Below are 25,695 nucleotides of genomic sequence, written 5' to 3'. Positions count from 1 at the left end.
TACGCGCTAAATAGGGACAACGTCCACGACTCCTACAACTACCGCACCTTTGCAAAAATTTGGGTCGGATGAGATGCGCCTTCGATGTCGATCATCAATTCCGCCAACTGCCTACCCCGTACGTCGGCCTCCCCAGCATCAAACCTAAAGTAGCAGGCTTGACGGCTGTTCGACCGGGCCGCCCGCCAGTATGAAACGCCCTGATCGAGGCGCAAGGTCACTTTTTTGCCCGACGACCATTCCACATCAAGCAGCCGGCCATGGCCGGTCGTGGCTCCGTCAGCCACTTGTACCACTATGTCGATTCCGAGGTAACGAAAAGTCGCTTCCAATACTTGCTCACGGATGTTCATCTCCGACCAGTCCGACCAAATCATGTTCCGGGCCGTGTTTCCTGCGACACTGCGGCGATTCGTTGTGGTGATGTAACAATCACGAACCGCCCATCGTTCCTGCCCAACGATTTGGCGCAGTCCGTAAACCAATTCAGCGAGCAGGGCAACCGACAACGGCGTGAATAAATAGCGGTCACGATAGGCGATCGAAACGATGTCGGCATCGAGGTCATCCAAGACGTCTCGGACAGCAGGATGTTCGCCAGCGACGTGTCGCCAAAATCGACAACCGAAGCCCTGAAGGCCGCCGTCCAACTCGTGGTGGATTTCCATCTCTCGGTCACCCGAGTCAGTCCGCTCTGGCCGGATTAATTCTGCACGAAGAGCCTCACCCGACAAATGTAACCGTGCGCCATTTCTGGCTGTAACCAATGGCCCTTCACTTTTACCCCACCCGGGACTGAAGGCTATTGCCTGTTCGCTCACCACCCCCCAGCGAGATGATGGATCACTCGAAGTCTCGGCTATTAACCAGCCCTGTCCGCAACGCTGAGTTGCGGCGATGGCACGGATAGTGATGTTCGGCTGATCGGCGAGGCTTGCGAGCAGGTAGCGGTCCGCGTGATCTAGCTGGTCGACGGAAACGTCAGCCAGAATGATTTCCACGGCCACCCCATGACCCGCCAAACGGTAGGCGAGCTCGCGCAGAGAAGACGGGCCGACATCCCAGATGCTTGCATCCCCGCCTGTGTATAGGCGCACCCCTGGGGCACCTTGCCGAATAACTGCGTGCCAGATCGCCTCGGGCAGGCTCCGATATTCGGCGCGGGATGCTGGACCGAAATAGCTCAGCTCCGAAGGCAGGTGAAACTGATCCAGCCAACCCTTGGTAAGAACGGCGAGGGCGGCGTGCCGGTCCAGATCGTCTGCAGCAAAACGCTGGTCGAAATCGAGAACGCAACGCGGGCATGCACTATCGCAAGCCCCTGGACAGTCCAGCCGCTTGTGCGCCAAATGGAAAATGGAATCCAAGTGGCCCTCTACGCTGGAGGCATACCCCGCCGAACTGCGATCGTAAATTAAGATGGACCGGCGCACGGGCTCGTTCTCTGGCCGCACCGGTTTGGTCGTGCAACCCAATTCAGTGGCCAAAACTCCGATGGACTCGGCAAGGGCATCTCGCAACGCCACCGCCAGGGTCATGGCAGCGCGCTCGTCATCGAGCCAGATACCGGTCGCCGTCTTCAGCTGAAGTTCGAAAACGTCCGTCCAGGCTTCATGCCCGAGGGTGATACCGTATTTGATTTTCCAGTCGCTTTCGCTGCCCGCGCATGGCGCCCCACCCTCATCCTTGGCGCGGCGCAGTTTGTAATGCGGTCGTTCAAAGGCTTTCGGACGGCCGCCGTCTGGCAACATAGGCTCGGCGCGGCCGCATTGTAGACACAGGGCGTACCCCTGGCCGTGGATACCACGCGATTGGTGGAAAACATGGCCGCCCGAAGTCGAGCGGAATCGCCCCAATGCCGGGTTCACCAGAGGAAACCAGCCCCCCTTTGCATCGATCCACGGCGTTTCCACTGGAACAAAATGCTGACTGGTGATGTCGTTGCTCGGCTCCTTATAGAAATCTGCGGCAAAGCCGGCGGGCTGCAAAAATTCACGGATGTCCATATCCGCAACGCGGTCGCCGCACGCATCGCAACGGCGCGCCGCTTCCAAGCTGTAGCTGGAACCGCTGGCACCGCAATGCCGACAGCGCCAGGCATGACGGATGTCTTGGATTTCCCGTGCCTCCTGCTGGTCGGCGGGAACATGCCAGTTGAGGGTCACGCCGGCGGAGCGGTACACCAAGCCATCCATGACTACTTCCGAACCGGGCGCGTATTCTCGCAACGCCGTCATGAGATCGCGGCTGGCCAGCTCGCGGCGGCGGTAGCGGTTGTCCTCGCGGCTTTCCACATGTTGCTGCATGCGGCCACGCGTGAGATTGTCGAACGGGGCGATATGGGTAGGGAAACCATAGGCTGGCAAGTAGCCACGGGTAGCAAGCTCCCGCAGTAGGTACTCCCCGGACAGCCTTTGCTGGTGCAGTTTGACGGCGCGAACAGCCGGAGCCGCCTCGCCGCCCGGGCGAACTTCCTCGGCTTCCCGTTCCAATTGCTCCCACTCCCGCCGCCAGCCCAGAGATAGCGCATCCATTTCTTGCGCGGCAGTGTCCAGCAGGCGGTGCAGATCAACGCTATCGTGCAGGCTATAGCGCAATAGTTGGCGCAGTCCCCGTGCCAGTTCCGGGTCTCGCTGTTCGGAGTAGCTGCGACACCAGTCAGCATAGCGATTGGCCATGGGTGTGTCGCCTGAAAAAAACAGGCCACAGGTGAGCTTTGTTTGTTCCTGTCCACTCCCCGCCAGATGGGCTGCGAAGAACCGGGCCAGCAAGAGGGAATGCACATGCCGTTGCACGAGAATGCCGCTGTCCAGACTGACGCGGGGCGCGGGGAGTTGGGTATCGAAGGCCCAGCGAGAATTGGCGAACACGGACTGGTCGAGCGGATTCGACTTACACAAGGTCATGGCCACCGAACGGGCTTCCCTGCGCCGCCCTGCACGACCGGCACGCTGCAAGTAATTGGCCGGATGCGGCGGCACGTTGTTCATGCCGACGCTGGCGATACCGCCGATGTCGATTCCCATTTCCATCGTCGTGGAACAAGACAGCAGATTGATGTCGCCGACCTTGAACGCCTTCTCGTAACGTTCCAGGGTCTTTGAGTCCTGCTGTGCAGAGTGTTCGGCGGCCGTGAAATAAGGCGCCAGTTCAATGAGCCGGTCGTTCAAATCGGGCCACAGGCCTTGCTCACGAAGTTGGGCGATATCGGTTTGACCTGCCAGCCAGTCTCGGCCACGGCGGATGCGCTCCAGATCGTCACTGACGCCGCCGAAGGGCTCATCATAAAGGGGGATAGCGACCCGCCGGCAAAGGCGGGTGGTATCGGTCGCCCGGTCCGGCAGGTAAGGAGTATGCGTAAGCAGTGTGGTATCGAGAAACCGTCGGGTGACGGGACAGATCCAGGCATGGTCCATTGGTGCAAAAGCCAGGCTAGCGGGTTGCAATACACGGCCGTCACCGGTGAGCTGCAAGACTCCTGTTCCGATCAGTGCCGCCCAAGCGGCCTCGAGCACCGCATCTACCCTGTCCTCGCCCTGGGGCGCGCCAAGGTCCGCCTTCAGCACATGCGTGAGCAGGCGCACCAAGGTGGCGCGCAGGCCGCTTTGCCTGGCGCGGGGCCAGCGCCTCTGGCTGCGTCCTGTGTCCGGTTGGTCGCGCGGCACTAGCTGGCTTTGCGGGAAAGGCATACCAAGCCAGTTGCGCCAGGAGGCGGGTATGGCCAGCGAACCTCCGGCACGTACAAAGAAATCCAGGCTGATTTTCAGAAAATCCCGCCAGCTGTCGAGGTCGAAACCCGCTGCCTGGGTCACGGCCGGCGGCACCAGTTGGATGTTGTCCAGCGCGGGGTAGCGGACCGCCACCAGCCCCATGCTTTCCAAGTTGTTAAGGCGCTTCGGTCGCCGGCCGAATTCGCGCACCAGGAACATCCGCGCCAGTTCAACAGGGCCGCCTGGCTCATGGAAGATGCCGGGCGCCTGCCGGCGGTAATGCCCCAGCATGAGATCGAAGTCGCGGCCCTGGTTGGCCAGGTGCTGGGCCAAGTCGTTAAATGGGATGGGGATGGGGCGAGTGAGATCGTCGAGTCGTTTCCGCTTTTCGGCGATAAGCTCATCAAGTCTTGCGTTTGGCGTGGCCGGGAGATTTGCCGTCAAGATTTCGATTTCCTCACCCAGCCTTGCAGCCTCTTGACTCGCCTGCCCCCGTCCCTGTTGCAGCGCCAAGTGATACACGAGCCCGCGTACCCGGTTGCGCTCCGAATCCTGTTGCAGCTTAGCGGCTATGCGCGCGGTACCCTGGCGGCTGTCGTTGAAGGTGAGCAGGCGTCGGCCCCGGCAGGGGTGATCGGCAGGTTTTTCACCATCCGGCGCGTACTCCAGCAGGGTGGGCAGAATGCCGCCCAACAGAAAGGGCGCGCCCAGACGACTGGACTGGAACAGGGGGTACTTGGGGGTGTCATGGGCGCCGCAGACTGGGCAAAACAGCCCATCCCCTTCGTCTTCCCTCACCAGCAGCCGCACGGTATCAGAGGCGTGTTCTACGATCCGGCGGCTATGCCGTTCGATGTCTAGTGGCCCGACCTTGTCGAAGCTGCGGTTGACGATCAGCACCCTATGTTGGTGGCCGGTCATTTCCTCGTCTTCCGATTCCTCAAAGATTTCACCCGGTTCCATTTCGAGTTCGAATTCATCCAGTGCTGCCTGTGAGCGGTAATGGCCAAGCAGTCCCATGCTCTCGCCTGCCAGCAGATGCACGGCACCGCAATCCCCGCAGGTAACTATTTCGTAAGCCGGGCTGCCGCAATCACAGTGTTTGCGCGGTTCAAAGTAGATAGGGCCGAAGGGCCAGTCGGGGTCATCTAGGACGGTACCGGCTCTTTTCAGACAGCTCGGGTCGGCACAGGCCCATATGCCAGAAAGCGTTTGGTGGAAAAGGTGCGCTCGCAAAGGCAAAAACGCCGTGCCGTCATTGGCCCGAGTGCCGGAAACCAGGTCGAGCCAGCGCAGCGCTTCCTGCTGTTGCGCCAATGTAGGGATGGGATCACCCGGATACAAAAGATGGCAAATCTCAGAGAGCTTCGCCACCGACGGCGAGTTGGACATGCCGAGGAACAGATCGCGCAGGCGTCGCGCTTTGGCATGACGCACCAGCGCGCTATAACGGCCGGAGGACCGCTCCTGGTCCGAATCAATCGCTTCGAGTGCCGTCAGAGTCGAGGCAGCTTCCGTCGCATTGCCACCGAGAGTGGGCACTTGCCGCCGGCCCGACACCAGCCGCACCCGATCCAGCGCCACCCCTGCCACATCGGCGAGAAAACGCTTCAGCTTCTGCCCGGCCTCGCCTTCCGGATCGCCGATGGTGGCCGAAGTCGCGACAAAACGAACTTGCTCCGGTTTGACACCGAAGGCGAACAACACCCGCCGGATCAACAGGGCCGCTTCCGCCGCCTGCGAGCCGACATAGGTATGCGCCTCGTCCAGCACCACCCATTCCAGCTTGCCTTGCGAGTGGTCGAGGATGGATTTGTCCACCGTGCGCACCAGCATGTACTCCAGCATGGATGCGTTGGTGACTAGGATAGGCGGGGGCGAGGCACGGAGGGACTCGCGGTCACGGACTTCGTTGGGATGGTCGCGCTTCTCGTGGGCGGGTAGGGTTTCCGGAGTATTGCCGTTATACAAACAAAAACGGATATCGCCCCCAAAGCACTGCGTCCAGGCGCGCAACCGTTCCCGTTGACTGTTGATGAGGGCATTGAGCGGATACAGGAACAGGGCTCGCACGCCAATTTGAGGGCCACGCTGTTCCGCACGCTGGCGTATCAAGCGATCAATGATGGGAACCATATAGCATTCGGTCTTGCCAGAACCGGTACCGCTGGCGACAATCACGGACTGTGGTGTAGTTTGCGCGAGTACTTGCCAGGCTTGCAGTTGATGCAAATAGGGCTGCCGGTCACGTGGGAAACGGTAGTCCTCCCGCAATTCACCCGGTACGTTATCCATCGCCTGGACGAGTTCTTTCGTCAGCAAGGCGCCAGCCAGGTCGGCCATGCGCGGCTCCGCCCCCTGCCAGCCAAACACCGCCTCGAACGTGGGATCGCCGAGAAATGATCCCTGCTCGCCGTAGGGCCGACCGAATATCTCAACCAGATGCCGGCGCAGCGGTACGTTGGCGAAACCCAATCGACTGATCGCAGCCAGCTTGGAGCGTTCAGCCAGAACGGGCAGTAACTCGGAGAAGTAGGTTCGGCTCATCTTTTCCTCAACCATCCAGCACGCCAGCGGCCAGACAACGGGCAACGGTCAGGTTATAGGCTTCGTCGAACCACTCCGGATCAAAGGCACGATGCTCCCGCAAGGCGTGAATGCGATCGCGTTCGGCAAACCATCCATCGGTCTGGTTAATGCACACTTGAGCGGCGAGCAAGAGCGGCAAGTTGCCGACACCGTCGCAGTAGTGGAGATTTTGGGTACATAGAAATCGCGCGATTTCTTGTTGGGCTCGGGCTTGGCCAACGATCGCATTTAAGCCCGTCGGCCACTCGTCATTGGCGTGAGATCGACGCAACCGCATGAGCAGGCTGTCGGCGCCTTCAAACAGCCTGGAGTCTGCAGTACCGCCGAAATACCGAAGCGCGGGTAAATTTTTTTTGGCTTCCGGCATAAACTTTGAGCTTGCAATACCGAGAAAGTAGTGCAAGGCACCGTGCATCGCGGTCAGATCTTTGATCCGTGAGTTCAGATGCGCCTGGAAGAGATAATCCCCCGAATTGTCACCAAAACTCTTGCATTGGGTGTGCAAGCGTTCCATCGCTTGCGTCCACGCCGTGAAGGGGACAGTCTCCCACGCGAACGGCAACTCTCGATCAAATCGATCCAAAAAGCCCGCGGGCAGGGTACCAAAGCGAATCGCCAATGCCGCCATGCCCTTCGGAGATCGCGCGAACCGACGCCAAACATCCAGAGTTACAAGGGCCAAGTGACCGACCTGCCCAACCAGTTGTTCGACCTCAGTCCAGCAGGGATTCAGGAAATCGGCCGCAAGCTTTTCTATAGCATCATCCAACGCAGCTTCACGATCCTTCTGGTAGGCAATACCAATCGCCCGGGCCAATGGACTGTCAGACTGCGATTCGCCGGCAACCGTCCAAAGCGTAGGACGGAAACGTAAGCGCGCGTCCGGGCCAGGGTAGATCAGCCAACATCCTGGCTCACGAGCCTGTGTCGCAAATTCCCACGAGCCGGTGGGTACCCCCTCGGTGGTACGGGGACTCAGCCGAATTGCTTCGTCGCCAGGTCGCTCCAGACGTAAAGCCATCACAGGCAACGCTTGGATTTCTTCCGAGGTGAGCATTGCGAGGCCAGCGTCGTCAATCGCTGCGTTCGGGCCGTTTTTGTCCAGCTTAGCGGCATAGCGGGCCACATTGAGCCGCCAAGGTTCGCTGCCACCGACCCGTAGTTCGACTTGCACTCGGGCGTCCGGGCTGTCGTCGGCGGAAAGCACGTGCTGGATATCGGTTCCATAATCCCTCAGCCGAACTTCGATGCTGAGTGCACCCGGCAAAGTACGGAGCTTATGCCTGCGTAGATGATCGCCATGGCTGGACGCGACTTCCAGGGTCATGGGCGCATTACTCCCACCATCGAGCATCAATGCACGGACGCCGGCAAGCTGATCTGCAGCGAGTAGCGTGCCGGAGCGTAGTTCCGCGCCGCTGGCATCAAAAGCTCGTGCGCCTCGTCCGGGGAATGGCACGGCCAGCCGCACCGGGGTCAGGGTTTGGGGCCAGAAAAGCTCGATCTCGACCCTTTCTGGTGCTCGCTTGGCCGGTGCGACCCTAAGCGAGAGGACCAACGTATCATTTATACTCCGCGACTTATGTAGAACTCCGTCTGTAAGAACCCGTGCGGCTGCCGCCCCCCAATTGTCGAAAGTCACGTCGCCCGAGGTGGCATCATGACTCACTAGCGATAGCGCAGCACTCGCTGGCAGAGCGACCAAGCGGGCACGTTGTTTCACTTCGCCCGTGGCCGGATAACGGGCGGCGACAGGACCAATCGGCTGTATGTTGGTCGCCGCTGGCGCACCTATCACGCTCCAGCCAGGGTGTCTGTCTACCTTTTGGGCAACCCCGTCCGGGCTGATTCGATAGAGATTAGGTAGTCCTTTGAAAGCCATCGTCGGACTCCGGAAATTCAGCCAATAGCGCTGACCTCGCCATTCGTAACTTTCTTCTGGCGACGTGACTTGTCCTGTGCGTATCCGGCAAGAAAATCCTGTGTCGTCATGAAAATCGACCATGCCCTGAATGCGGAGTATCCGCCGATCGTGTAAAGCCAAGCGACCGCAATCTGACGCCGCGGCGCCTTCAACGCACTGAATGTGCCAACCCACCGGTAATGCAATCAGAGCTTCAGTTTCAGCGACGCCGCCGCTACCCTGGCGTAGGAAGCGAAATGATGATTCTTCCGTGGAAAACACCCAGGGTAAGTCCTCGTCAAGCGCCTCACCCTTTGGGAGCATCCCGGACCAGGCTCGGCCATCCGGTGCTGAAAGATGAAGCACATGCTCGTGAGCGCAGATTGCGCCGGAGTATCCCCAAGGCTTCCGTTCTACACGATAACCGTCACTCCCGGCCATGCGGCGGATTGTCGTAGCCAAGCGTTTGTCGCCAGCGATCAAAGCGAGTTCCCCCGCGCGAGGCAGGTCGTCAACCGTCACGTCAATGAGCTTGGCAAGCTGGCTAGCCTGGATGCTTTCCGGAAGAGCAACGTTGGATTGCAACAACCAAGCGCCACTCTCGTCAGCGATGAGCTTGCGCTCGACTGAAAGGCAGAGTGCGTGCCGTTCAATGCGCACATCGGCCGCATCTCGAACGAGTTGGTCAATCAAGCCCTGAGCATCGACATCCTCGATGGGCAGGGGAAACCGCTCCCGCCAGCCATTGACTTGTTGATCGAGCTTCGAAATCGCATCCGCACTGGACGTAAGATTCGCTTCGTCCTTCAGGCGCAAAATCGTCCAGGCGACATCGGCCAACAAGGTATAAATGGCCGCCTGCCGATAGCTTTGTGGCAAGCTGCTTTGCAGGCTTTCTACCCAGGTCAGGAGATCGGAATGCGTGACGCTGCTATTGCCGGCCTGCCTGAGGATCTGACTCAATAACTGGCCAATCTTTCCACGGGCTTGAACCAGCAACCGCAAAGGGAGGCCGCCCTGGACCGCGACAGCTCCAAGAAAGCGCAGGCCCCCTGTTTCTCTGACCTGCAAGCCCCATTCTTTAAATCCTAATAGAACACATTGGCTTCGTTGCAACTGATTCCATTCGTTGGGGTCTGCACCGATGTCGTATAAGATGGGTTCCCAAGACCAATGTGCGCCGTCGAATCGACGCCGCCACCACTCAGCGGCGTAAAGCACGAACAGGCTTGAGAACCCTGGCGAGCGGATGCCTTGCGACAGATTGAAGGGAGGCGGGCCGCTCAGGCATTCACGTAGCAATCGCTCTAGATCACTGAATTCCGCGGGCGTGAGGCGGTATTGGTAAAGGCTGCGCCCGTCTGGTCCGGCGAGCTGATGGCGAAGTAGCAGCTTACGTTCCCAGTCAGCGAATATTCCGACGTGATCGTACCCCGTCATGCGGGCCTCCCTCTAACCTGTTGTCCGCGTCAAACCTGAGGCCGTGCAAAAGGCCCGCTTGCCCTATATCGCTAATTCACCGGCCAGGTGGGCGCAACCTCACATTAGTCACGACATTAGTCACGGCGCCCACACCTACAACCGACGCGACGAGGTGGTCGATCTAAAACGCGGTGGCGAGACCACCGCATCAAGCAAGATGCCCGCCAAGCGCGCCGTCAAATTCCTGGCCGCACCCCCGTTAGGGCCACACATGCCGTCGCCGTGGGAGCTTCGAATCACCGCTTCTGCACCACGATCCGAAACCCCTCCCCCTCCCGCGTGGACTCCACCAGCACGTCGCCCGACTGCTGGCAGTAGGCCGCGAAGTCGTCCGGCGCCTTGGGGTCGGTGGCTATCACACAAAGGCGCTGGCCGGACTGCATGGTGTTCAAGGCGCGGCGGGCCTTGAGCACCGGCAGCGGGCACAGCAGACCGCTGGTGTCGAGTTCCTGCGTGGCGTGGGGGGCCGTATCGGTCATGGCGCGTGGGCGGTGGCGTAACTGCGGCTCAAGCATACTGTCTTAGTCGGCACCCATTGCCCTGCCCGAACGCCCGCCCATGTTGCGTCGCCTGATGTGCCTCTTGCTGTGCCTGTGCGTGCCGCGCGCGCAGGCGGAAATCGCCCTGCCCGAGATCGGCGATGCGGCCGGCGGGCTGCTGTCCGCGCAACTGGAGCAGCGCATCGGCGTCAGCTTCATGCGGCAGGTGCGCCAGAGCATGCCGGTGCTGGACGACGCGCTCGTGAACGGCTACCTGCAAGGGGTGGGCCAGCGCCTTGGCCGCAACAGCGGCGACGCGCAGCGCGGGTTCGATTTCTTTGTCGTAACCGACCCGACACTGAACGCCTTTGCCGGCCCAGGCGGCTACATCGGGGTGAACAGCGGGCTGATCCTGACCACGCGCACGGAGGACGAGCTGGCGTCCGTGCTCGGCCATGAAATTGCGCACGTCACGCAGCGCCACCTGCCGCGCGCGTTCGAGAACCAGCAGCGGATGACCATGCCGACCATCGCTGCCATGCTGGGCGCGATCATTCTCGGCGCCTATGGCGGCGGCGATGCCGGCGTGGCGGCCATCACCGCCGTGCAGGCGGGGGCGGTGCAGAACCAGATCGACTTCACCCGCCAGAACGAATCGGAAGCGGACCGCATCGGCATCCAGACGCTGTCGGCGGCTGGCTTCGACCCGAAGGCGATGGCGGATTTTTTCGACCGCATGCACCAGGCGACGCGCTTTTCGGCCGGCGAACAGATGCCGGCCTTCCTGCGCACGCACCCGGTCACGCTGGACCGCGTGTCGGAGTCGCGCGACCGGGCGCTGCGCCTGCCTGGCCGGCGCCTGCCGGACAACGGCGCCTTCCTGCACCTGCGCGAACGGGTGCGGGTGCTGACCGCCACCGGCCCCAACGACGCACTGCGCTACTACGAGCAAAACGCGATGCCCGACGAGCCGATGGCGGCGCGCGCCTGGCGCTATGGCGAGGCGCTGGCGCTGATGCGCGCCGGCCGGACCGAGCAGGCCGCCGCGCGGTTGACGGCGCTGAGTGCGAACGCCGGGGATTTTTTGCCCTACCGGGTGGCGCAGGTGGAACTGGCGATGGCGAACAACCAGCCGGCCGCCGCCAGCGCCCTGGCGCGCGAGGACCTGAAGCTGTACCCGGACAACCTCGCCCTGCAGCTGCTGCTCGCCGAGTCCGAGCTGCGTGCCGGGCACGCGGACGTCACGCGCGGCGTGCTCGCCGCCCGTGCGCACCAGGCGCAGCCCGCCCCGCCGGTGCTGGAGCTGCTGGCGCGCGCCGCCGAACAGCGCGGCGACAAGGTGGAGGCGTTTCAGATGCGCGCCGAGCACCACGTGCAGAACGGCCGCCTGGAGCTCGCCATGGAGCAGCTGCGCCGCGCCAGCAAGCTGCAGCCGATCGCCTTTGCGCAGCTCGCCACCATCGAGGCGCGCCTGCGCCAGTTGCAGGACGACCTGGAGTTCGAGCGGCAGTTCTTTGGCCGCCGCGCGCTGACGGTCAATTGATGCCCGCGCCGGCGGCACGCCATCGCCCAACAAAATCGCCCAACAAAAAAGGCCCGGACGCCAAGCGCCCGGGCCTTCATGTTTGGTGGAGCGGAGGAGGATCGAACTCCCGACCTTCGCATTGCGAACGCGACGCTCTCCCAGCTGAGCTACCGCCCCATCGTGCTTTGCTCCCCGTGGGCGGGGCCGCTGGAACAAGCCACGGCGCCGATTTTCGGGGGCGCGCAGTGTACCATGCTGCCCGCGCTGGCCAAGCCCGCCGGCGTGACTCGCGAGGAGGACTCACCGTGCGGACATTGACTCGCCTGCTGATCGCAACCCTGGCCCTTGGCACGCTCGGCGCACAGGCCGGCGCCCTCGAAGACGGCATCGCCGCGTTCGAGAAGCACGACTTCAACACCGCCGTGCGCCTGATCGAGCCGCTGGCCGACCAGGGCAACGTCGAGGCCGAGTACTTCATGGGCACGTTCTACATGTACGGCCACGGCGTGCCGATGGACCCGCCGCAGGCGACCACCTGGTTCAAGCGCGCCTACGGGCACTGGGAAACTCAGGCCCGCGCCGGCAACGCGCAGGCCATGGTCGAGATCGCCACCATGCTGACCTCCGGCCTTGGCGTGACGCGCGACGACAAGGCGGCCGCGGACTGGCTGCGCAAGGCCGGTGAACTCGGCAACGCGGAAGCGTGGGCGGAGCTCGGCGGCCTGTACGTGGAAGGCGCCGGCGTGCCGCGCGACATGGCGGAAGGCGAGCGGCTGCTGAAGAAAGCCGCCGCCGCCGGCAGCGCCCGCGCCACCGAGATGCTGCAAAAGCTCGCCGCGCGCACGCAGCCGGCGCAGACCAGCCTTTGAGCGAACCCGCCGACGGCGCAGAACGCCACACGCCGTAAACGCACGGCGTGATGCTGGTTGCGTACCTCGCCGTCGGCGCGCTGGCGGGGCTCATCGCCGGCATGCTGGGTCTTGGCGGCGGCGTGGTCATCGTGCCGGCGCTGGCGTTGGTGTTCCCGCTGCTGGGTATACCGCCCGCGGTGCTGATGCATCTGGCGATCGGCACGTCGCTCGCGGTGATCGTGCCGACGTCGATGTCGTCCACCTGGGCCCACTACAAGCGCGGCGCGGTCGATGGCCAACTGCTGCGCCTGCTGCTGCCGGGTCTGGTGCCGGGCGCGCTGCTCGGCGGCTGGCTGGCGGACAAGCTGCCGAGCGCGCTGCTGGCGCGCATCTTCGGCCTGTTTGTGATCGGTGTCGCGACGCAGATTTTCTTCAACGCCACCGCGCCCGGGCGCCGGCCGCTGCCGGGCAAAACCGGCCTGCTCGCGACGGGCAGCGTGATCGGCACCGCCTCGACGCTGCTCGGCATCGGCGGCGGTTCGCTGACGGTGCCGTTTCTGAACTACTGCCGGGTGGACATGCGCCGTGCGGTGGCGACGTCCTCGGCCTGCGGGCTGGTGCTGGGCGTGCTCGGCGCGGCGGCGTTTCTGTGGAACGGGCGCGACCACGCGGGCCTGCCGCCGGGCGCGGTCGGCTACCTCTATGTGCCCGCGTTCGTCGGTCTCGCGGCGGCGGCGGTGGCGACGGCGCCGCTTGGCGCGCGCCTGGCGCACAGCCTGCCGGTGCCGACACTCAAGCGCGTGTTCGCGGTGTTCCTCGCGCTCGCCGGGCTGCGCATGCTGGGCGTGCTGTCGTTCTAGAAACCCGTCCAACGTCGCCGTGGGAGCGGCGCCCCCGCCGCGAATGTCACGGTTAGAGCATTCGGCCCGAGGGCGGGCCTCCCACAAAAACTCGACCGGGTTTCAGTCGCGCCGGTAGGTGACGAAGCTGTACGCGTGGGCGTTTCGCGCGTCGGCTGGATGGTCCTCGCGCACCACCTCGTGCCAGTCGGCGCCCAGCGGCGGGAAGTGCGTGTCGCCCGGCAGGTCGGCGTGGATTTCCGTGAGTTCGATGCGCTGCGCGTCGGCCAGCACCTGCGCGAAGACCTCGGCGCCGCCAATGACCATGACCGGCCCGCCGTGCACGGCGGCGCGCGCGTAGGCAGCGGCGAGGCTCGCCACGACCTCGACGCCCGGCGGGGAGTAGTCGGCCTGGCGCGTCAGCACGATGTTGAGACGCTGCGGCAGCGGCCGGCCGATGGACTCGAACGTCGCCCGGCCCATGATCACGGCGTGCCCCAGCGTGAGGCGCTTGAAGTGCGCGAGATCCGCCGGCAGGTGCCACGGCAGTGCGCCGTCCGCGCCGATCACCCCACCGCGCGCGACCGCCACCACCAGCACGATCTCGGTCGCTGCCGTCACACGGCCACCGGCGCGCGGATGGCCGGGTACGGGTCGTAGGCCGTCAGCGCGAAATCGTCGTATTCGAGATCGAACAGCGAGGTTGTCTGCCGGCGGATGGCCAGCCGCGGCAGCGGTCGCGGCGTGCGCGCGAGCTGCTCGCGCGCCTGATCGAGATGATTCAGGTACAGGTGCGCATCGCCCAGCGTGTGCACGAACTCGCCGGGCTTCAGACCCGTCACGTGCGCCACCATCTGCGTCAGCAGCGCGTAGGACGCGATGTTGAACGGCACGCCCAGAAAAATGTCCGCGCTGCGCTGGTACAGCTGGCACGACAGGCGCCCGTCCGCCACGTAGAACTGGAACAGCACGTGGCACGGCGGCAGGCGCATGGCGTCCACCTGCGCCGGGTTCCAGGCGCTCACCAGCAGGCGGCGCGAGTCGGGATCACGGCGGATGCGCTCGACGACGCCGCCGATCTGGTCAATGTGGCCGCCGGCGTAGTCCGGCCAGGACCGCCACTGGTAGCCGTAGATCGGCCCGAGCTCGCCGCGCTCGTCGGCCCACTCGTCCCAGATGCTGACGCCGTGCGCGTGCAGGTAGGCGACGTTGGTGTCGCCGCGCAGGAACCACAGCAGCTCGTGGATGATGGATTTGACGTGCAGCTTCTTGGTGGTGAGCAGCGGGAAGCCGGCGCCAAGGTCATAGCGCGACTGCCAGCCGAACAGGCTCAGCGTGCCGGTGCCGGTGCGGTCGGCCTTGCGCGTGCCGCGCTCCAGCACGGCGCGCATCAGATCGAGATATTGCTGCATGAAGACGGGCGTGGGAGGTCCGAAGCGGGGCGCTAGAATACCGCCATGAACGCTCCCTACGATCCCCGCCAGCCGCGCCCGCACGACGTGGCCGTCGCCGTGAGCACCCAGTACCTGGCCGACCAGTCGGAGCCGGCGCGCGGCCGGTATGCGTTCGCCTACACGGTGACCATCAGCAACCGCGGCACGGTGCCGGCGCGGCTCGTATCGCGGCACTGGATCATCACCGACGCCGAGGACAACACGCAGGAAGTGCGGGGCCTGGGCGTGGTCGGCCAGCACCCACACCTGGCGCCCGGCGAGTCGTTCACTTACACCAGCGGCACCCTGCTGGACACGCCGACCGGCCTCATGCACGGCAGCTACCAGATGGTGGCGGACGACGGCGAGGAGTTCGACGCGCCGATTCCGCCGTTTCACCTGGCGGCGCCGCACAGCCTGCATTGACGTGGACATCGTGCTGAACGGCGAGCCGCGCGCGGTGCGGGCGGAGCTTTCACTGGCGGCGCTGCTGGACGAGCTTGGTCTTGCCGGCAAGCGTCTGGCCGTCGAGGTGAACCGCGACATCGTGCCGCGCGGCGAGCACGTGACGCGCGTGCTGCGCGACGGCGACCGGGTGGAAATCATCCACGCCATCGGCGGCGGCTGACGCCGTCGCCAACAGGACGGAGCGCGCCGCCCATTACTTGCGGCGGCGGGTGCCGCCAGGCCAACACGGCGGCTCATGCCGCCAGGATCAGCAACCATGACTGCACACGACGACCCGCTGCGCATCGGCGCACGCACCTTCACCTCCCGCCTGCTGGTCGGCACCGGCAAGTACAAGGATCTGGACGAAACCGACCGCGCCATCGCCATGAGCGGCGCCGAGATCGTCACCGTGGCGGTGCGGCGGGTGAACATCGGCCAGAACCCGGACGAGCCGAACCTTCTCGACGTGCTGCCGCCGGACCGCTACACCATCCTGCCGAACACCGCCGGCTGCCACACCGCCGACGAGGCGGTGCGCACCTGCCGCCTGGCGCGCGAGCTGCTGGACGGCCACAACCTGGTCAAGCTTGAAGTGCTGGCCGAGCACAAGACGCTGTACCCGGACGTGGTCGAGACGCTGGCGGCGGCGAAAACGCTGATCGCCGACGGCTTCGAGGTGATGGTCTACACCTCCGACGACCCCATCCTCGCCAGGCGCCTCGAAGACATGGGCTGCGTGGCGGTGATGCCGCTGGCGGCGCCGATCGGGTCGGGCCTGGGCATCCGCAACCCGTACAACCTGCGCCTGATCATCGAGCAGGCGGGCGTGCCGATTCTGGTCGACGCCGGCGTCGGCACGGCGAGCGACGCCGCGGTGGCCATGGAACTCGGCTGCGATGGCGTGCTGATGAACACCGCCATCGCTGGCGCCAAGGACCCGGTGCTGATGGCAAGCGCCATGCGCAAGGCCGTCGAGGCCGGCCGCGAGGCCTACCGGGCCGGCCGCATCCCGCGCAAGGCGTATGCGTCCGCCTCGTCGCCGCTCGAAGGGCTGATGTTTGACTGAGACGCCTTCGGCTGAAGCTCCCGCACCGCGGCGCGCCATCCGCAGCTTTGTGGTGCGCGCCGGGCGCATGACGCCGGCGCAGCGGCAGGCGCTTGATCGGCTGTGGCCGCGCTACGGCATCGACCTGCCGGACGGCGGGCTCGATCTGGACCACGCCTTCGGCCGCCGCGCGCCGCGCACGCTCGAAGTCGGCTTCGGCATGGGCGACGCCTTGCTCGATCTTGCAACGGCGCACCCGCAGCGCGACTTCGTCGGCGTGGAGGTCTACCCGCCCGGCATCGGCCGCTTTCTGCTGCGCGTCGAGCAGGCCGGGCTTCGCAACGTGCGCGTGGTGTGCGCGGACGCGGTCGAGGTGCTCGGCCGGCACCTGCCGCCCGGCAGTCTCGATGAACTGCTGGTGCTGTTCCCGGACCCGTGGCCGAAGAAGCGCCACCACAAGCGGCGCCTGGTGAACGCGGCGTTTCTTGCGCTCGCCGCGCGCGCGCTCGCGCCCGGCGGTCGGCTGCACATCGCCACCGACTGGGCGGATTACGCGCAGGCGATCGCGGAGCTGCTGGCTGACAATGCCGATTTCATCGCCGAACCGGGTACCGCCGCCCGCCCGCCGACCAAGTACGAGCGCCGCGGTGAGCGGTTGGGGCACGCGATCGTGGATTTCTGCCTGCGGCGACAGTAATTCGGCCCGAGGGCGCGCCTCCCACAAGCAACCCCGTGGGAACGGCGCCCTCGCCGCGAATGACGGTTGCTCAGTCCAGCAAGTGACTGACCATGCCGTCGGCGAGCTTCGGCTCGAACCAGGTGGACTTCGGCGGCATCACCTGCCCGGCGTCGGCCACTGCCATCAGGTCTTCGAGCGAAGTGGCGTACAGCGCGAACGCCACCGCCATCTCGCCGCTGTCGACGCGCCGTTCGAGCTCGCCCAAACCCCGAATGCCACCGACAAAGTCGATGCGCTTGTCGCGCCGCGGGTCGCTCACGCCCAGCACCGGCTCGATCAGCCAGTGGTGCAGCAGGCTCACGTCCAGCCGGCCGACCGGGTCGTCCGGCACCCGGCCGGGCTTGAGCGTCAGGCGGTACCACTGGCCGCGCAGGTACATGCCGAATTCGTTGGCCGTCGTCGGCCGTGCCTGGCCGGCGGTCGGCTGGCACTCGAAATGCTCACCGACGCGGGCCAGAAAGGCATCCGGCTCCAGGCCATTCAGGTCCGTCAGCAGACGGTTGTAGTCGAGGATCTTCACCTGGTCATGCGGGAAGCTCACGGCCAGAAAGAAGTGGTGCTCGGCATTGGGATCGCCGCCGCGCGCCGCGGCCACGCGGGATGCAGCGGCGCTGCGGTGGTGGCCGTCGGCGATGTAGAGCACGCCCTGCGCGTTCGCGGCGGCGGTGATGGCGGCGATGTCTGCCGGGGCATCGATCACCCACAGCGTATGGCGCACGCCGTCGGCGGCGGTGACGTCGGCCGCCGGCTGGCCGGCCGCGGCGCGCGCCAGCACGCCGTCCAGCGCCGCGTCGGCGCGGTGCACCAGAAACACCGGGCCGGTCTGCGCGTTGCTCGTGTCGACGTGCCGCACGCGGTCGTTTTCCTTGTCCGGGCGCGTGAACTCGTGGCGGCGTATGCGGTTCTCGTCATAGGCACTGACGGACGCCGCCACCACTACACCCAACTGCGCGCGCCCGTCCATCACCAGCCGGTAGGCGTAGTAGCAGGGCTCGGCGTCCTGCCGCAGCACGCCGTCGGCGATCAGCCGGCGCAGGTTCTCGGCGCCCTTGGCGTAGACGGCGTCCGCGTAGGGGTCGGTGTCCTCCAGCAGGTCCACCTCGGGCCGGGACACGTGCAGAAAGCTCAGCGGCCGGCCCGCCACCATGGCGCGCGCCTCGGCGGTATTCATCACGTCGTACGGCGGGGCGATCACCTCGCCGGCACGGCCGGCCGCCGGACGCAGGCCGCGGAACGGGCGTATCAGGGACATCGGATACCTCGATCGAAAAACAGAAAGCCCGGGGCTCCTGAACGGAACCCGGGGCGTGACTAGCCGCCGTCAGGCCGCCTGCTGCAGGGCGGCGATGCGCTCTTCGAGCGGCGGGTGCGACATGAACAGCCGCGACACGCCACGACCGTTGATGCCGAACGCGGCCATCTGATCCGGCAGGGCGGACGGCTGGTGCGCGGCCTGCAAGCGCTGCAGGGCGGCGATCATCTTGCCGCGCCCGGCCAGCGTGGCGCCGCCGCGGTCGGCGCGGAACTCGCGCTGGCGGCTGAACCACATCACGATCACGCTGGCGAGAATGCCGAACAGCACCTGCGCCACCATGCTGGCGACAAAAAAGCCGGCGCCGTGGCCCTCCTCGTTGCGAAACACCGCCCGGTCCACGAACTGCCCCACCAGGCGCGAGAACACGATCACGAACGTGTTCAGCACGCCCTGGATCAGCGTCAGCGTCACCATGTCGCCGTTGGCGACGTGGCTGACCTCGTGCCCCAGCACGGCTTCCGCCTCGTCGCGCGACATGCCGCGCAGCAGGCCGGTGCTGACCGCCACCAGGGCGTTGTTGCGGCTCATGCCGGTGGCGAACGCGTTCACGTCCGGCGCGTCATAGATGGCGACCTCCGGCATGCCGATGCCGGCGAGTTCCGCCTGCCGGCGCACCGTGTTGACCAGCCAGGTTTCGAGCTCGGTCTGCGGCTGTTCGATGACCTGCGCGCCGACCATGCGCTTGGCGGTCCACTTCGACATGGCGAGCGAGATGAACGCACCGCCCATGCCGAACACCGCCGCGAACACCAGCAGCGGCGCCATGCCGCCCTGTTCCGGGCGGATGCCCAGCAGCGGCATGATGATGCCGAGCGCCACACTGAGCACCAGCATCACCGCAAGATTGGTCAGCACGAACAGAAATACGCGTTTCATGGGCGCTCCTCGATCGACGTCCGCGGGGGTACGGAATGTCGCTCAAGATAGGGGCCGCGGGCGACGCATTCAAGTCGGTGCAGTGGGACCAGGGGCGCTCGCCCCCGCCTTGGCGCAGATCGTGATGGTTTGTCCACGAAAAGACCTTACCGAACGATCGTTTTCTGCTTTGCGAAAAAAATCGGGAGGGCCGAAGCACTCCCGATTGGAGGTTTAGAGGAGGAGAAACGACGTTCATTGCGAACGTCGGGGCGAATAGTAAAGTGCCGGTCAAAACGTTGTCAAGCAATCCATTCTGCAACTGCAAATTTCACGGAGTCCTGCCTTGACGTCGATCAAAGCGACATTGATGGTCGGCCCCGACCGCATTGCCTACGACTGCATTGCCGGCCGAGAACCGGGGGTCGTGTTCTGTGGCGGGTTCATGTCCGACATGACCGGCAGCAAGGCGAGCGCGCTTGCCGCGCACTGCGCTGCCCATGACCGCGCCTTCGTGCGCTTCGACTACTCGGGGCACGGCGCGTCGAACGGCCGCTTCGTCGACGGGACCATCGGCCGGTGGCGCGACCAGGCGCTCGCCGTGCTGGATAACGTCGCGGCGGGGCCGCAGGTCGTCGTCGGCTCCAGCATGGGCGGCTGGATCGCGCTGCTGCTGGCCTTGGCGCGGCCCGAGCGCGTGCGTGCGCTGGTGCTGCTGGCGCCCGCCCCGGACTTCACGCAGGCCATCTGGGACCAGGAACTCGACCCCGCCGAGCGCGAGCGTCTGCTTGCCGACGGCCGCATCGAGCGTCCGTCCGAGTACAGCGCCGAGCCGTACGTGATCACCCGCCAACTCATCGAGGATGGCCGCCGGCACCTGCTGCTGGATAAACCGATCGACATCCGCTGCCCGGTGCGCATCCTGCACGGCATGCGCGACAGCGACGTCGCCTGGCAGCGATCAATCACATTGGTGGAGCGCCTGTCCGGCACCGATGTCACACTCACGCTACTCAAGACCGGCGATCATCGCCTCTCCGGCGCGGCCGACCTGCAACGCCTGACGGCAGTCGTCGACGCGTTGTGCGAAAGCGGCTCCTAGCCCGCCACTACACCGCATTTCACCCCTTGAAGTCATGCGCCGATCGCTGCGGAATGTACTGATGACATGCGCCTGCCTGCTGGCGCCGATCAGTACTGCCCTGGCGGCCGATTACGTCGCCGCCATTGCCGCGATCAAACCGTCGATCGTCGGCATCGCCACCTACGCCGACAATCGCAGCCCGCGCCTGCGCGTCGTTGGCACCGGCTTCGCGGTCGGCAACGGCCTGCATGTGGTCACGAATGCCCACGTGGTGGCCGCCAGGCTGGCGCAGAACGAGCGCTGGGTGGTGGTGCGCCCGACAGGCACCGAAGGCGCCGAGGTCAGAGCGGTGCTGCGCACCACGCCCCGTCCGGAGCGCGACATCGCCTTGCTGCACGTAGCCGAGCCGGCCCTGCCGGCACTGCGGCTTGGGGACTCGGACGCGCTCTCGGACGGCCGGGAGATGGCCTTTACCGGCTTTCCGCTCGGCCTGATCATGGGCCTTTATCCGGTCACGCACCGGGCGTTCTTGGCCGGTGTGGTGCCGTTCAGCGTGCCGCCGCTGCGCGGCGCGCAGCTCACACCCGAGAGCATCAAGACCCGCCGGCAGGGCAATTTCGCGGTGTTTCAGCTCGACGCGACGGCCTTTCCGGGCAACAGCGGCAGCCCGCTGTACGACCCCGCCGACCGCAAGGTGTACGGCATCATCAACATGGTGCTGCGCGCCGGCGCCGGCACCAATCCGGCGGAAAAACCGAGCGGCATTACGTTTGCGGTGCCCGCCCGTCACATCGCGGAACTGCTCACCGCACAAGGCCTCACGCCGTGAAGACCTTCACGTACCTGCGCGGGGCGGCACCATGGCTGGTGATGGGGATCCTCTTTTACCTGTCGAGCCAGCCCGGCAATACCGACCACGCCGTCATCGACCTCGCCCCGAGCGCCTGGCACAACTCACTGCACGTCCCCGCCTACGCCGCACTGGCGGCGAGTTGGCACTGGGCGCAGCCGGACTGGCACGGGCGGCGTGCCATGCTGCGGGTGGCGCTGCTGTGCGTTGGCTTTGGCCTCACGGACGAGTGGCACCAGAGCCTCGTGCCTGCGCGCGAGTGCTCGACAGTCGATCTGCTACGCGACGCACTCGGGGCACTACTTGGCAGCTGGGCCTGGACCACCTTTCGCCAACAGTGGACCAGGCATGCCGTTCAACGCTGAGCCGGCCACCGCAGCAGACGGCGTGGATGCCTTCAGCTTCGGGCAGCGCCTCCCGATACCGCAACGACCGGCGGCTTGCACCAACCACTGCCGGCCTGGCGCGGGATAGGTTTGCCGACGCCGGCCCTCGCCACCACCATCAAGCACCCGCATGACACCTGACATCTCGATCATCGTGCCGGCGTACAACTCGGCGCGGTTTATTGCTGACACGCTGCGCACCGCGCAGGCCCAGCAGGGCGTACGCAGCGAAATCATCCTCGTCGACGGCGCCTCCCGGGACGACACGGTGGCCGTGGCGCATGCCGCCTGCCCGAACCTGAAGGTGATCAGCGAACCCGATCGCGGCGTGTCGGACGCGCGCAACAAGGGGCTGCGCCTGGCGCAGGCGGACTGGGTGGCGTTCCTGGATGCCGACGACGTGTGGCAGCCAGAGAAGCTCGCCCGGCAACTGGCCGTGGCGCGCAGCGTGCCGGACGTGGCGCTCGTGTTCTGCGACGCCTGGCAATTCCGCGGCGAGGAGCGGCTGCTCGATTCCTTTCTCGTCACGCGGGCCGATTTCCCCGACCTGCCGCGTCACGCCGTAGCCGGTGTCGAGCAGGGACAGGTGTTCGACACCGACATGGCGGCGGCGATCATGCGCACCAACTACGTCGTGACGACCTCCACGGCGATCGCGCACCGCGCACACGCGCTCGCCGTGGGTGGTTTCGATCCGACGCTGAAGGTCTGCGAGGACTATGAGTTCTGGCTGCGCCTGACCAAGGATCGGCGCGTAGGCGTGGTGGAGGCGCCGCTGGTCGGCTACCGCCACCACGGCAGCAGCCTGTCCGACGACCAGGAAGCGATGATTCGCGGCCGCATCGAGGTCGCCGAGCGGGTGTTCGCCGCCCCGCAACGCTATCCGGAAGGCGCCCCGGCGTTCTTTCACACCGAGCAGGCTCGGCGTTACGCGCAGCTTGGCCGCCGTGCGCTGCACGCGGCTGATCTTCGCCTCGCGCGACATCATTTCTGGAGCAGCCTGCGCGCCGCGCCGCGTCTGGGCACCGCCGCCCTGCTCGCCGCGAGTTGCACGGGCCGGGCCGGCAGCCGCTTCCTGCTGCGCGCCAAGCGCCTGAGCGGACTCGACCTTGACCGCTAGCGCGGGCGAGCCGCCGGCGGCGGATGCCCGCCGCGGCCTGCTGATGGTGGCGTTTCACTACCCGCCGGACAACAGCAGCACCGGCGTGCTGCGCAGCCTCAAGTTCACCCGCCACCTGCTGGACCTGGGCTGGCGTTCGCACGTGCTGACCGTCGATCCGGCCATCTATGCCCACCGTGACGCAGCGCTCGAAGCGCAGATTCCGCCGGCCGTCAGCGTCACCCGCCTGCCGTGCCGGGACGCCAAGCAGCGCTGGAGCATCGCCGGGCGCTACCCGGCCATCGTCGAGGTGCCGGACCGGTTCGGTTCCTGGCGCGGGCCGGCCATCCGCGCCGGGCGCTCGCTGATCGCCAAGGACGCCGTGCAGGCGATTTACTCAACCTACCCGGTGCCGAGCGCGCACATGATCGCGCTCGCGCTCAAGCGCCGCAGCGGCCTGCCGTGGCTTGCCGATTTCCGCGACCCGTGGGCCGGCGGTGGCGGGCGCGGCTGGCGGTACCGCGTCGACGCCTGGCTGGAGCGCCGCGTGGTCCAGGCCGCCGACCGCGTGCTCGCCAATACGGATGCCGCGCGCGACGACTTCGTCGCCCGCTACCCGGACGTGCCCGCCGAACGTTTCGTGACGCTGCCGAACGGCTACGACGAAACCGATTTTGCCGAGCTGCCAATGCCGGACCGCGAGCGGTTCCACATCGTCTACCCCGGCAGCATCAACCGCAGCAACCGCGACCCGACGCCGCTGCTGCAAGCGATCGGCGCGCTGCTGCGCGCCGGGCGCCTGCCGCGTGCGCAAACGCGCATCACGCTGCTCGGCTGCGGAGCCGCGGGCGCACAACCGTGGCTGCGCGAGCTGCTGACCGCCGAGGGTCTGACCGACCTCACGCAGGTTGTCCTGGAGCGGGTGCCCTATCGGGACAGCCTGCACCAGTTGGCCCGCGCCGGGCTGCTGGTGGTGCTCAACGAAGCCGCCGGCGACACACGCGAGGACCTCGCCTACGCGCGCCTCATGGTGCCGGCCAAGGTGTACGAGTACCTGCGCCTGGGGCGGCCCTTTCTGGTGCTGTGCGGCGCCGGTGCCGTCCCGCAACTGCTGGCGCGTACCGGCGGTGGCGCCGCCTGCGCGGCGGCGGATCAGGCGCGCATTCAGGCGCACATCGAGCAGGCATTCGTCGGCTGGCAGGCCGGCGACCGCGGCGCGGCGCCGAGCGACATCGTCAGCCAGTTCGAACGTCGGCAACTAAGCTCACGGCTGGCGCAGGCGCTGGACCAGGTCTGCGGCAGGGCGCCATGAGTCGATCGCCGGACCCCACTGCGGCCCTTGCCGGACCGGCCTGGCTGGACGCCTGGTTCGCGGCGTTTTCGTCCACCGGCGAGCGGATGGCGCTCGACACGGCCAGGTCGCTGTGGCTGCGCCGCGACCGCGGCCGCGTGCTCGGCCTGCCGCTGCGCGTGCTGCGCTCGCCCACCAACGAGCACACGCCCCGCTACGACTGGCCGGGCGACCTGTCGCCGGCCGCGCTGGCCGGCTGGCTCGCCGCCAGCCGGCGCGTCTACGCCTGGCACCTGCTGGAGCTCGACCTGCTGGCCGAGAACGCGAACGCGGTACGCCTGCTCGCCGGCCTGCCGAAACCCTGGCGACGGCTCGCGCTGCTGGCGCGCTGGGAAACGCCCGTGATCGACCTCGCGCAGGGCGCGGACGCCTACTTCGCTGGCCTGCCGCAGAAGCTGCGCGCCAACACCAACCGCGCCGAGAACGGCCTCGGCAAGGCGGGCGAACTGCGGGTGCGCGATCTGGCGCAGGACGACGACTGGCAGACCTCCCTGGACGCCTGCCTGGCGCTAGAAAGCGCCGGCTGGAAGGGCGAGGCAGGCGGTGCCATCGCGCGGCAGGATCGCACCCGCACGTTCTACCTCACCGTGCTGCGGCACTTTCAGGCGGCCGGCGCGCTGCGCCTGTACGGGCTCACGCTGGACGGCGAGCTGCTGGCCTTCAACCTGCTCCTGCGCGACGGGCCGGTCTGGTATGGCTTCAAGACCGGCTACGCCGAGGCCTGGGCCAGGCAAAGCCCCGGCAACGTGCTGTTTCGGCATGTGCTCAAAGCGCTGTTCGCCGACGGCGACGCGCATACGCTCGACATGCTGGACCCGGTCACCGACTGGAAACGCCGCTGGGCGAGCCGTGTTGAACCGCGATTGCGCCTGCGCCTGTACGCGCCCGGCTGGCGCGCAGGACTCGCCTATCATGGCGAACGCATCGCCCGCCGCCTGGCCCTTACGCCGGCAGGCCAGCGCCTGATTCGCCTCGTGAGGACACGACGTTGAACCTGAAAATCCTGATCGTGATCGTCGGCACCCTGGCTGGCACGGGGACTGTGGCGGCGCCAACGTTCAACAACAGTGGCCGCTGCACCGCCGGCTGCAACTACTTCGAGGGTGACAGCAAACATATCTGGGCGGTGGAGAACTATCACCTCGGCCCGGCCAAGGCGAAACTCGCCGACGGGCGAGTCGGGTACGCCATGAAAGACATCGAGTTCATGCTGCGGCACTTCCCGAATAACCCGAACGCGCTGATGCTGCTCGACGACGCTGCGAAGCGGCTAGAACAACCGAACATGCCTGCCCGTTACTTCAAGGAGGCCATCGCCGCCTATCCGGAGGAACCGATGACCTACGTCGTCCACGGCATGTTCCTGCAAAAACGCGGCAAGACGGCGGACGCCATCGGCCAGTACGAACGCGCCGTGTCGCTGAATCCGAACCTGCCGGACGCGCACTACAACCTCGGCCTCGCGCTGGTGCAGGCCAAGCGCTACGCCGAGGCCAACACGCACGCTGTGGCGGCCTATCGGCTGGGCCATCCGATGCCGGGCCTGCGCAATCAGCTCCAGCGGGTGGGCGCCTGGAACCCGGACGCGGCAGCGCCAGCCAGCCCGGCAAAGGCAGACGCGAGCGCCCCGGCCAAGGACGCCGCGGCAGCGCCTGCCACCCAGACCGAGGCGGCGCCGAAGCCTTGAGGACCGCCAGGCGCGCGCAGTGA

Annotated in this window: 21 protein-coding genes and 1 tRNA gene; 14 read left to right on the top strand and 8 right to left on the bottom strand. The window is 66.0% G+C overall.

Going from position 1 to position 25,695, the window contains the following annotated elements; translation table 11 throughout:
• Window positions 1–38: 38 nt before the first annotated feature.
• The 3 genes from AB7F93_RS03710 to AB7F93_RS03700 form a co-directional block, all read right to left on the bottom strand.
• Complete coding sequence (locus AB7F93_RS03710; protein ID WP_428301536.1) at window positions 39–6,257, bottom strand: DEAD/DEAH box helicase; 6,219 nt, start codon at window positions 6,255–6,257, stop codon at window positions 39–41.
• Between the two features lie 7 nt (window positions 6,258–6,264).
• On the bottom strand, window positions 6,265–9,642 hold the full coding sequence (locus AB7F93_RS03705) for an STY4851/ECs_5259 family protein (protein ID WP_428301535.1): 3,378 nt from the start codon (window positions 9,640–9,642) through the stop codon (window positions 6,265–6,267).
• A gap of 278 nt (window positions 9,643–9,920) precedes the next feature.
• Window positions 9,921–10,163, bottom strand: a complete 243-nt coding sequence (locus AB7F93_RS03700; RefSeq protein ID WP_428301534.1) for a sulfurtransferase TusA family protein — start codon at window positions 10,161–10,163, stop codon at window positions 9,921–9,923.
• A 79-nt stretch (window positions 10,164–10,242) separates the two neighbouring features.
• On the opposite strand from AB7F93_RS03700, the gene AB7F93_RS03695 reads away from it, so the two are divergent.
• Complete coding sequence (locus tag AB7F93_RS03695; RefSeq protein WP_428301533.1) at window positions 10,243–11,706, top strand: M48 family metalloprotease; 1,464 nt, start codon at window positions 10,243–10,245, stop codon at window positions 11,704–11,706.
• 83 nt (window positions 11,707–11,789) lie between these two features.
• Here AB7F93_RS03695 and AB7F93_RS03690 read toward each other — a convergent pair.
• Window positions 11,790–11,865: transfer RNA gene (locus AB7F93_RS03690), tRNA-Ala, on the bottom strand.
• Between the two features lie 128 nt (window positions 11,866–11,993).
• Here AB7F93_RS03690 and AB7F93_RS03685 point away from each other — a divergent pair.
• Together AB7F93_RS03685 and AB7F93_RS03680 are read left to right on the top strand one after the other, a co-directional pair.
• On the top strand, window positions 11,994–12,557 hold the full coding sequence (locus AB7F93_RS03685) for a tetratricopeptide repeat protein (RefSeq protein ID WP_428301532.1): 564 nt from the start codon (window positions 11,994–11,996) through the stop codon (window positions 12,555–12,557).
• Between the two features lie 50 nt (window positions 12,558–12,607).
• Window positions 12,608–13,399: a sulfite exporter TauE/SafE family protein gene (locus AB7F93_RS03680; protein ID WP_428301531.1), complete on the top strand. Its 792-nt coding sequence runs from the start codon at window positions 12,608–12,610 to the stop codon at window positions 13,397–13,399.
• 102 nt (window positions 13,400–13,501) lie between these two features.
• On the opposite strand, the gene AB7F93_RS03675 is transcribed toward AB7F93_RS03680, so the two are convergent.
• Window positions 13,502–13,999 (bottom strand): dihydrofolate reductase, encoded by a 498-nt coding sequence (locus AB7F93_RS03675; RefSeq protein WP_428301530.1) that lies wholly within the window; start codon window positions 13,997–13,999, stop codon window positions 13,502–13,504.
• A complete protein-coding gene (locus tag AB7F93_RS03670) occupies window positions 13,996–14,790 on the bottom strand; it encodes a thymidylate synthase (RefSeq protein ID WP_428301529.1) in 795 nt (264 codons plus the stop codon). Before AB7F93_RS03670 ends, AB7F93_RS03675 begins: the two co-directional genes overlap by 4 nt.
• Before the next feature lie 45 nt (window positions 14,791–14,835).
• Between AB7F93_RS03670 and apaG the strand changes: the two genes are divergently transcribed.
• The 4 genes from apaG (at window position 14,836) to trmB (ending at window position 17,003) form a co-directional block, all read left to right on the top strand.
• Entirely contained in the window at window positions 14,836–15,237 is a 402-nt protein-coding gene (apaG, locus tag AB7F93_RS03665; RefSeq protein WP_428301528.1) for a Co2+/Mg2+ efflux protein ApaG, read from the top strand.
• A gap of 1 nt (window position 15,238) precedes the next feature.
• Window positions 15,239–15,439 (top strand): sulfur carrier protein ThiS, encoded by a 201-nt coding sequence (gene thiS / locus AB7F93_RS03660; RefSeq protein ID WP_428301527.1) that lies wholly within the window; start codon window positions 15,239–15,241, stop codon window positions 15,437–15,439.
• A 96-nt stretch (window positions 15,440–15,535) separates the two neighbouring features.
• Window positions 15,536–16,327 (top strand): thiazole synthase, encoded by a 792-nt coding sequence (locus AB7F93_RS03655; RefSeq protein WP_428301526.1) that lies wholly within the window; start codon window positions 15,536–15,538, stop codon window positions 16,325–16,327.
• Window positions 16,320–17,003 (top strand): tRNA (guanosine(46)-N7)-methyltransferase TrmB, encoded by a 684-nt coding sequence (trmB, locus tag AB7F93_RS03650; protein ID WP_428301525.1) that lies wholly within the window; start codon window positions 16,320–16,322, stop codon window positions 17,001–17,003. Before AB7F93_RS03655 ends, trmB begins: the two co-directional genes overlap by 8 nt.
• Before the next feature lie 70 nt (window positions 17,004–17,073).
• Here the strand turns inward: trmB and AB7F93_RS03645 are convergent, their stop codons facing one another.
• On the bottom strand, window positions 17,074–18,297 hold the full coding sequence (locus tag AB7F93_RS03645) for a DUF1015 domain-containing protein (RefSeq protein WP_428301524.1): 1,224 nt from the start codon (window positions 18,295–18,297) through the stop codon (window positions 17,074–17,076).
• A gap of 69 nt (window positions 18,298–18,366) precedes the next feature.
• Window positions 18,367–19,236 (bottom strand): protease HtpX, encoded by an 870-nt coding sequence (gene htpX, locus AB7F93_RS03640; protein ID WP_428301523.1) that lies wholly within the window; start codon window positions 19,234–19,236, stop codon window positions 18,367–18,369.
• A gap of 325 nt (window positions 19,237–19,561) precedes the next feature.
• Here htpX and AB7F93_RS03635 point away from each other — a divergent pair, with 325 nt between their 5' ends.
• The 7 genes from AB7F93_RS03635 to AB7F93_RS03605 all read left to right on the top strand — a co-directional run bounded on the left by AB7F93_RS03635 (window position 19,562) and on the right by AB7F93_RS03605 (window position 25,672).
• Complete coding sequence (locus AB7F93_RS03635) at window positions 19,562–20,317, top strand: alpha/beta hydrolase (RefSeq protein WP_428301522.1); 756 nt, start codon at window positions 19,562–19,564, stop codon at window positions 20,315–20,317.
• Window positions 20,318–20,378: 61 nt separating this feature from the next.
• Window positions 20,379–21,128, top strand: coding sequence for a S1 family peptidase (locus AB7F93_RS03630; protein ID WP_428301521.1), 750 nt, complete (start codon window positions 20,379–20,381; stop codon window positions 21,126–21,128).
• Window positions 21,125–21,514 (top strand): VanZ family protein, encoded by a 390-nt coding sequence (locus tag AB7F93_RS03625; RefSeq protein ID WP_428301520.1) that lies wholly within the window; start codon window positions 21,125–21,127, stop codon window positions 21,512–21,514. Before AB7F93_RS03630 ends, AB7F93_RS03625 begins: the two co-directional genes overlap by 4 nt.
• A 151-nt stretch (window positions 21,515–21,665) precedes the next feature.
• Window positions 21,666–22,655: a glycosyltransferase gene (locus AB7F93_RS03620; RefSeq protein ID WP_428301519.1), complete on the top strand. Its 990-nt coding sequence runs from the start codon at window positions 21,666–21,668 to the stop codon at window positions 22,653–22,655.
• Complete coding sequence (locus AB7F93_RS03615) at window positions 22,645–23,946, top strand: glycosyltransferase (RefSeq protein WP_428301518.1); 1,302 nt, start codon at window positions 22,645–22,647, stop codon at window positions 23,944–23,946. Before AB7F93_RS03620 ends, AB7F93_RS03615 begins: the two co-directional genes overlap by 11 nt.
• Complete coding sequence (locus AB7F93_RS03610; protein ID WP_428301517.1) at window positions 23,943–24,977, top strand: GNAT family N-acetyltransferase; 1,035 nt, start codon at window positions 23,943–23,945, stop codon at window positions 24,975–24,977. Before AB7F93_RS03615 ends, AB7F93_RS03610 begins: the two co-directional genes overlap by 4 nt.
• On the top strand, window positions 24,974–25,672 hold the full coding sequence (locus AB7F93_RS03605; protein ID WP_428301516.1) for a tetratricopeptide repeat protein: 699 nt from the start codon (window positions 24,974–24,976) through the stop codon (window positions 25,670–25,672). The genes AB7F93_RS03610 and AB7F93_RS03605 overlap by 4 nt, the downstream gene beginning before the upstream one ends.
• The last annotated feature ends 23 nt before the right edge of the window (window positions 25,673–25,695 follow it).

Source organism: Immundisolibacter sp. (assembly GCF_050250495.1).
In the GTDB taxonomy this organism is placed as follows: Bacteria; Pseudomonadota; Gammaproteobacteria; order Immundisolibacterales; family Immundisolibacteraceae; genus Immundisolibacter.
This window is presented reverse-complemented; position numbering and strand designations above follow the sequence as displayed.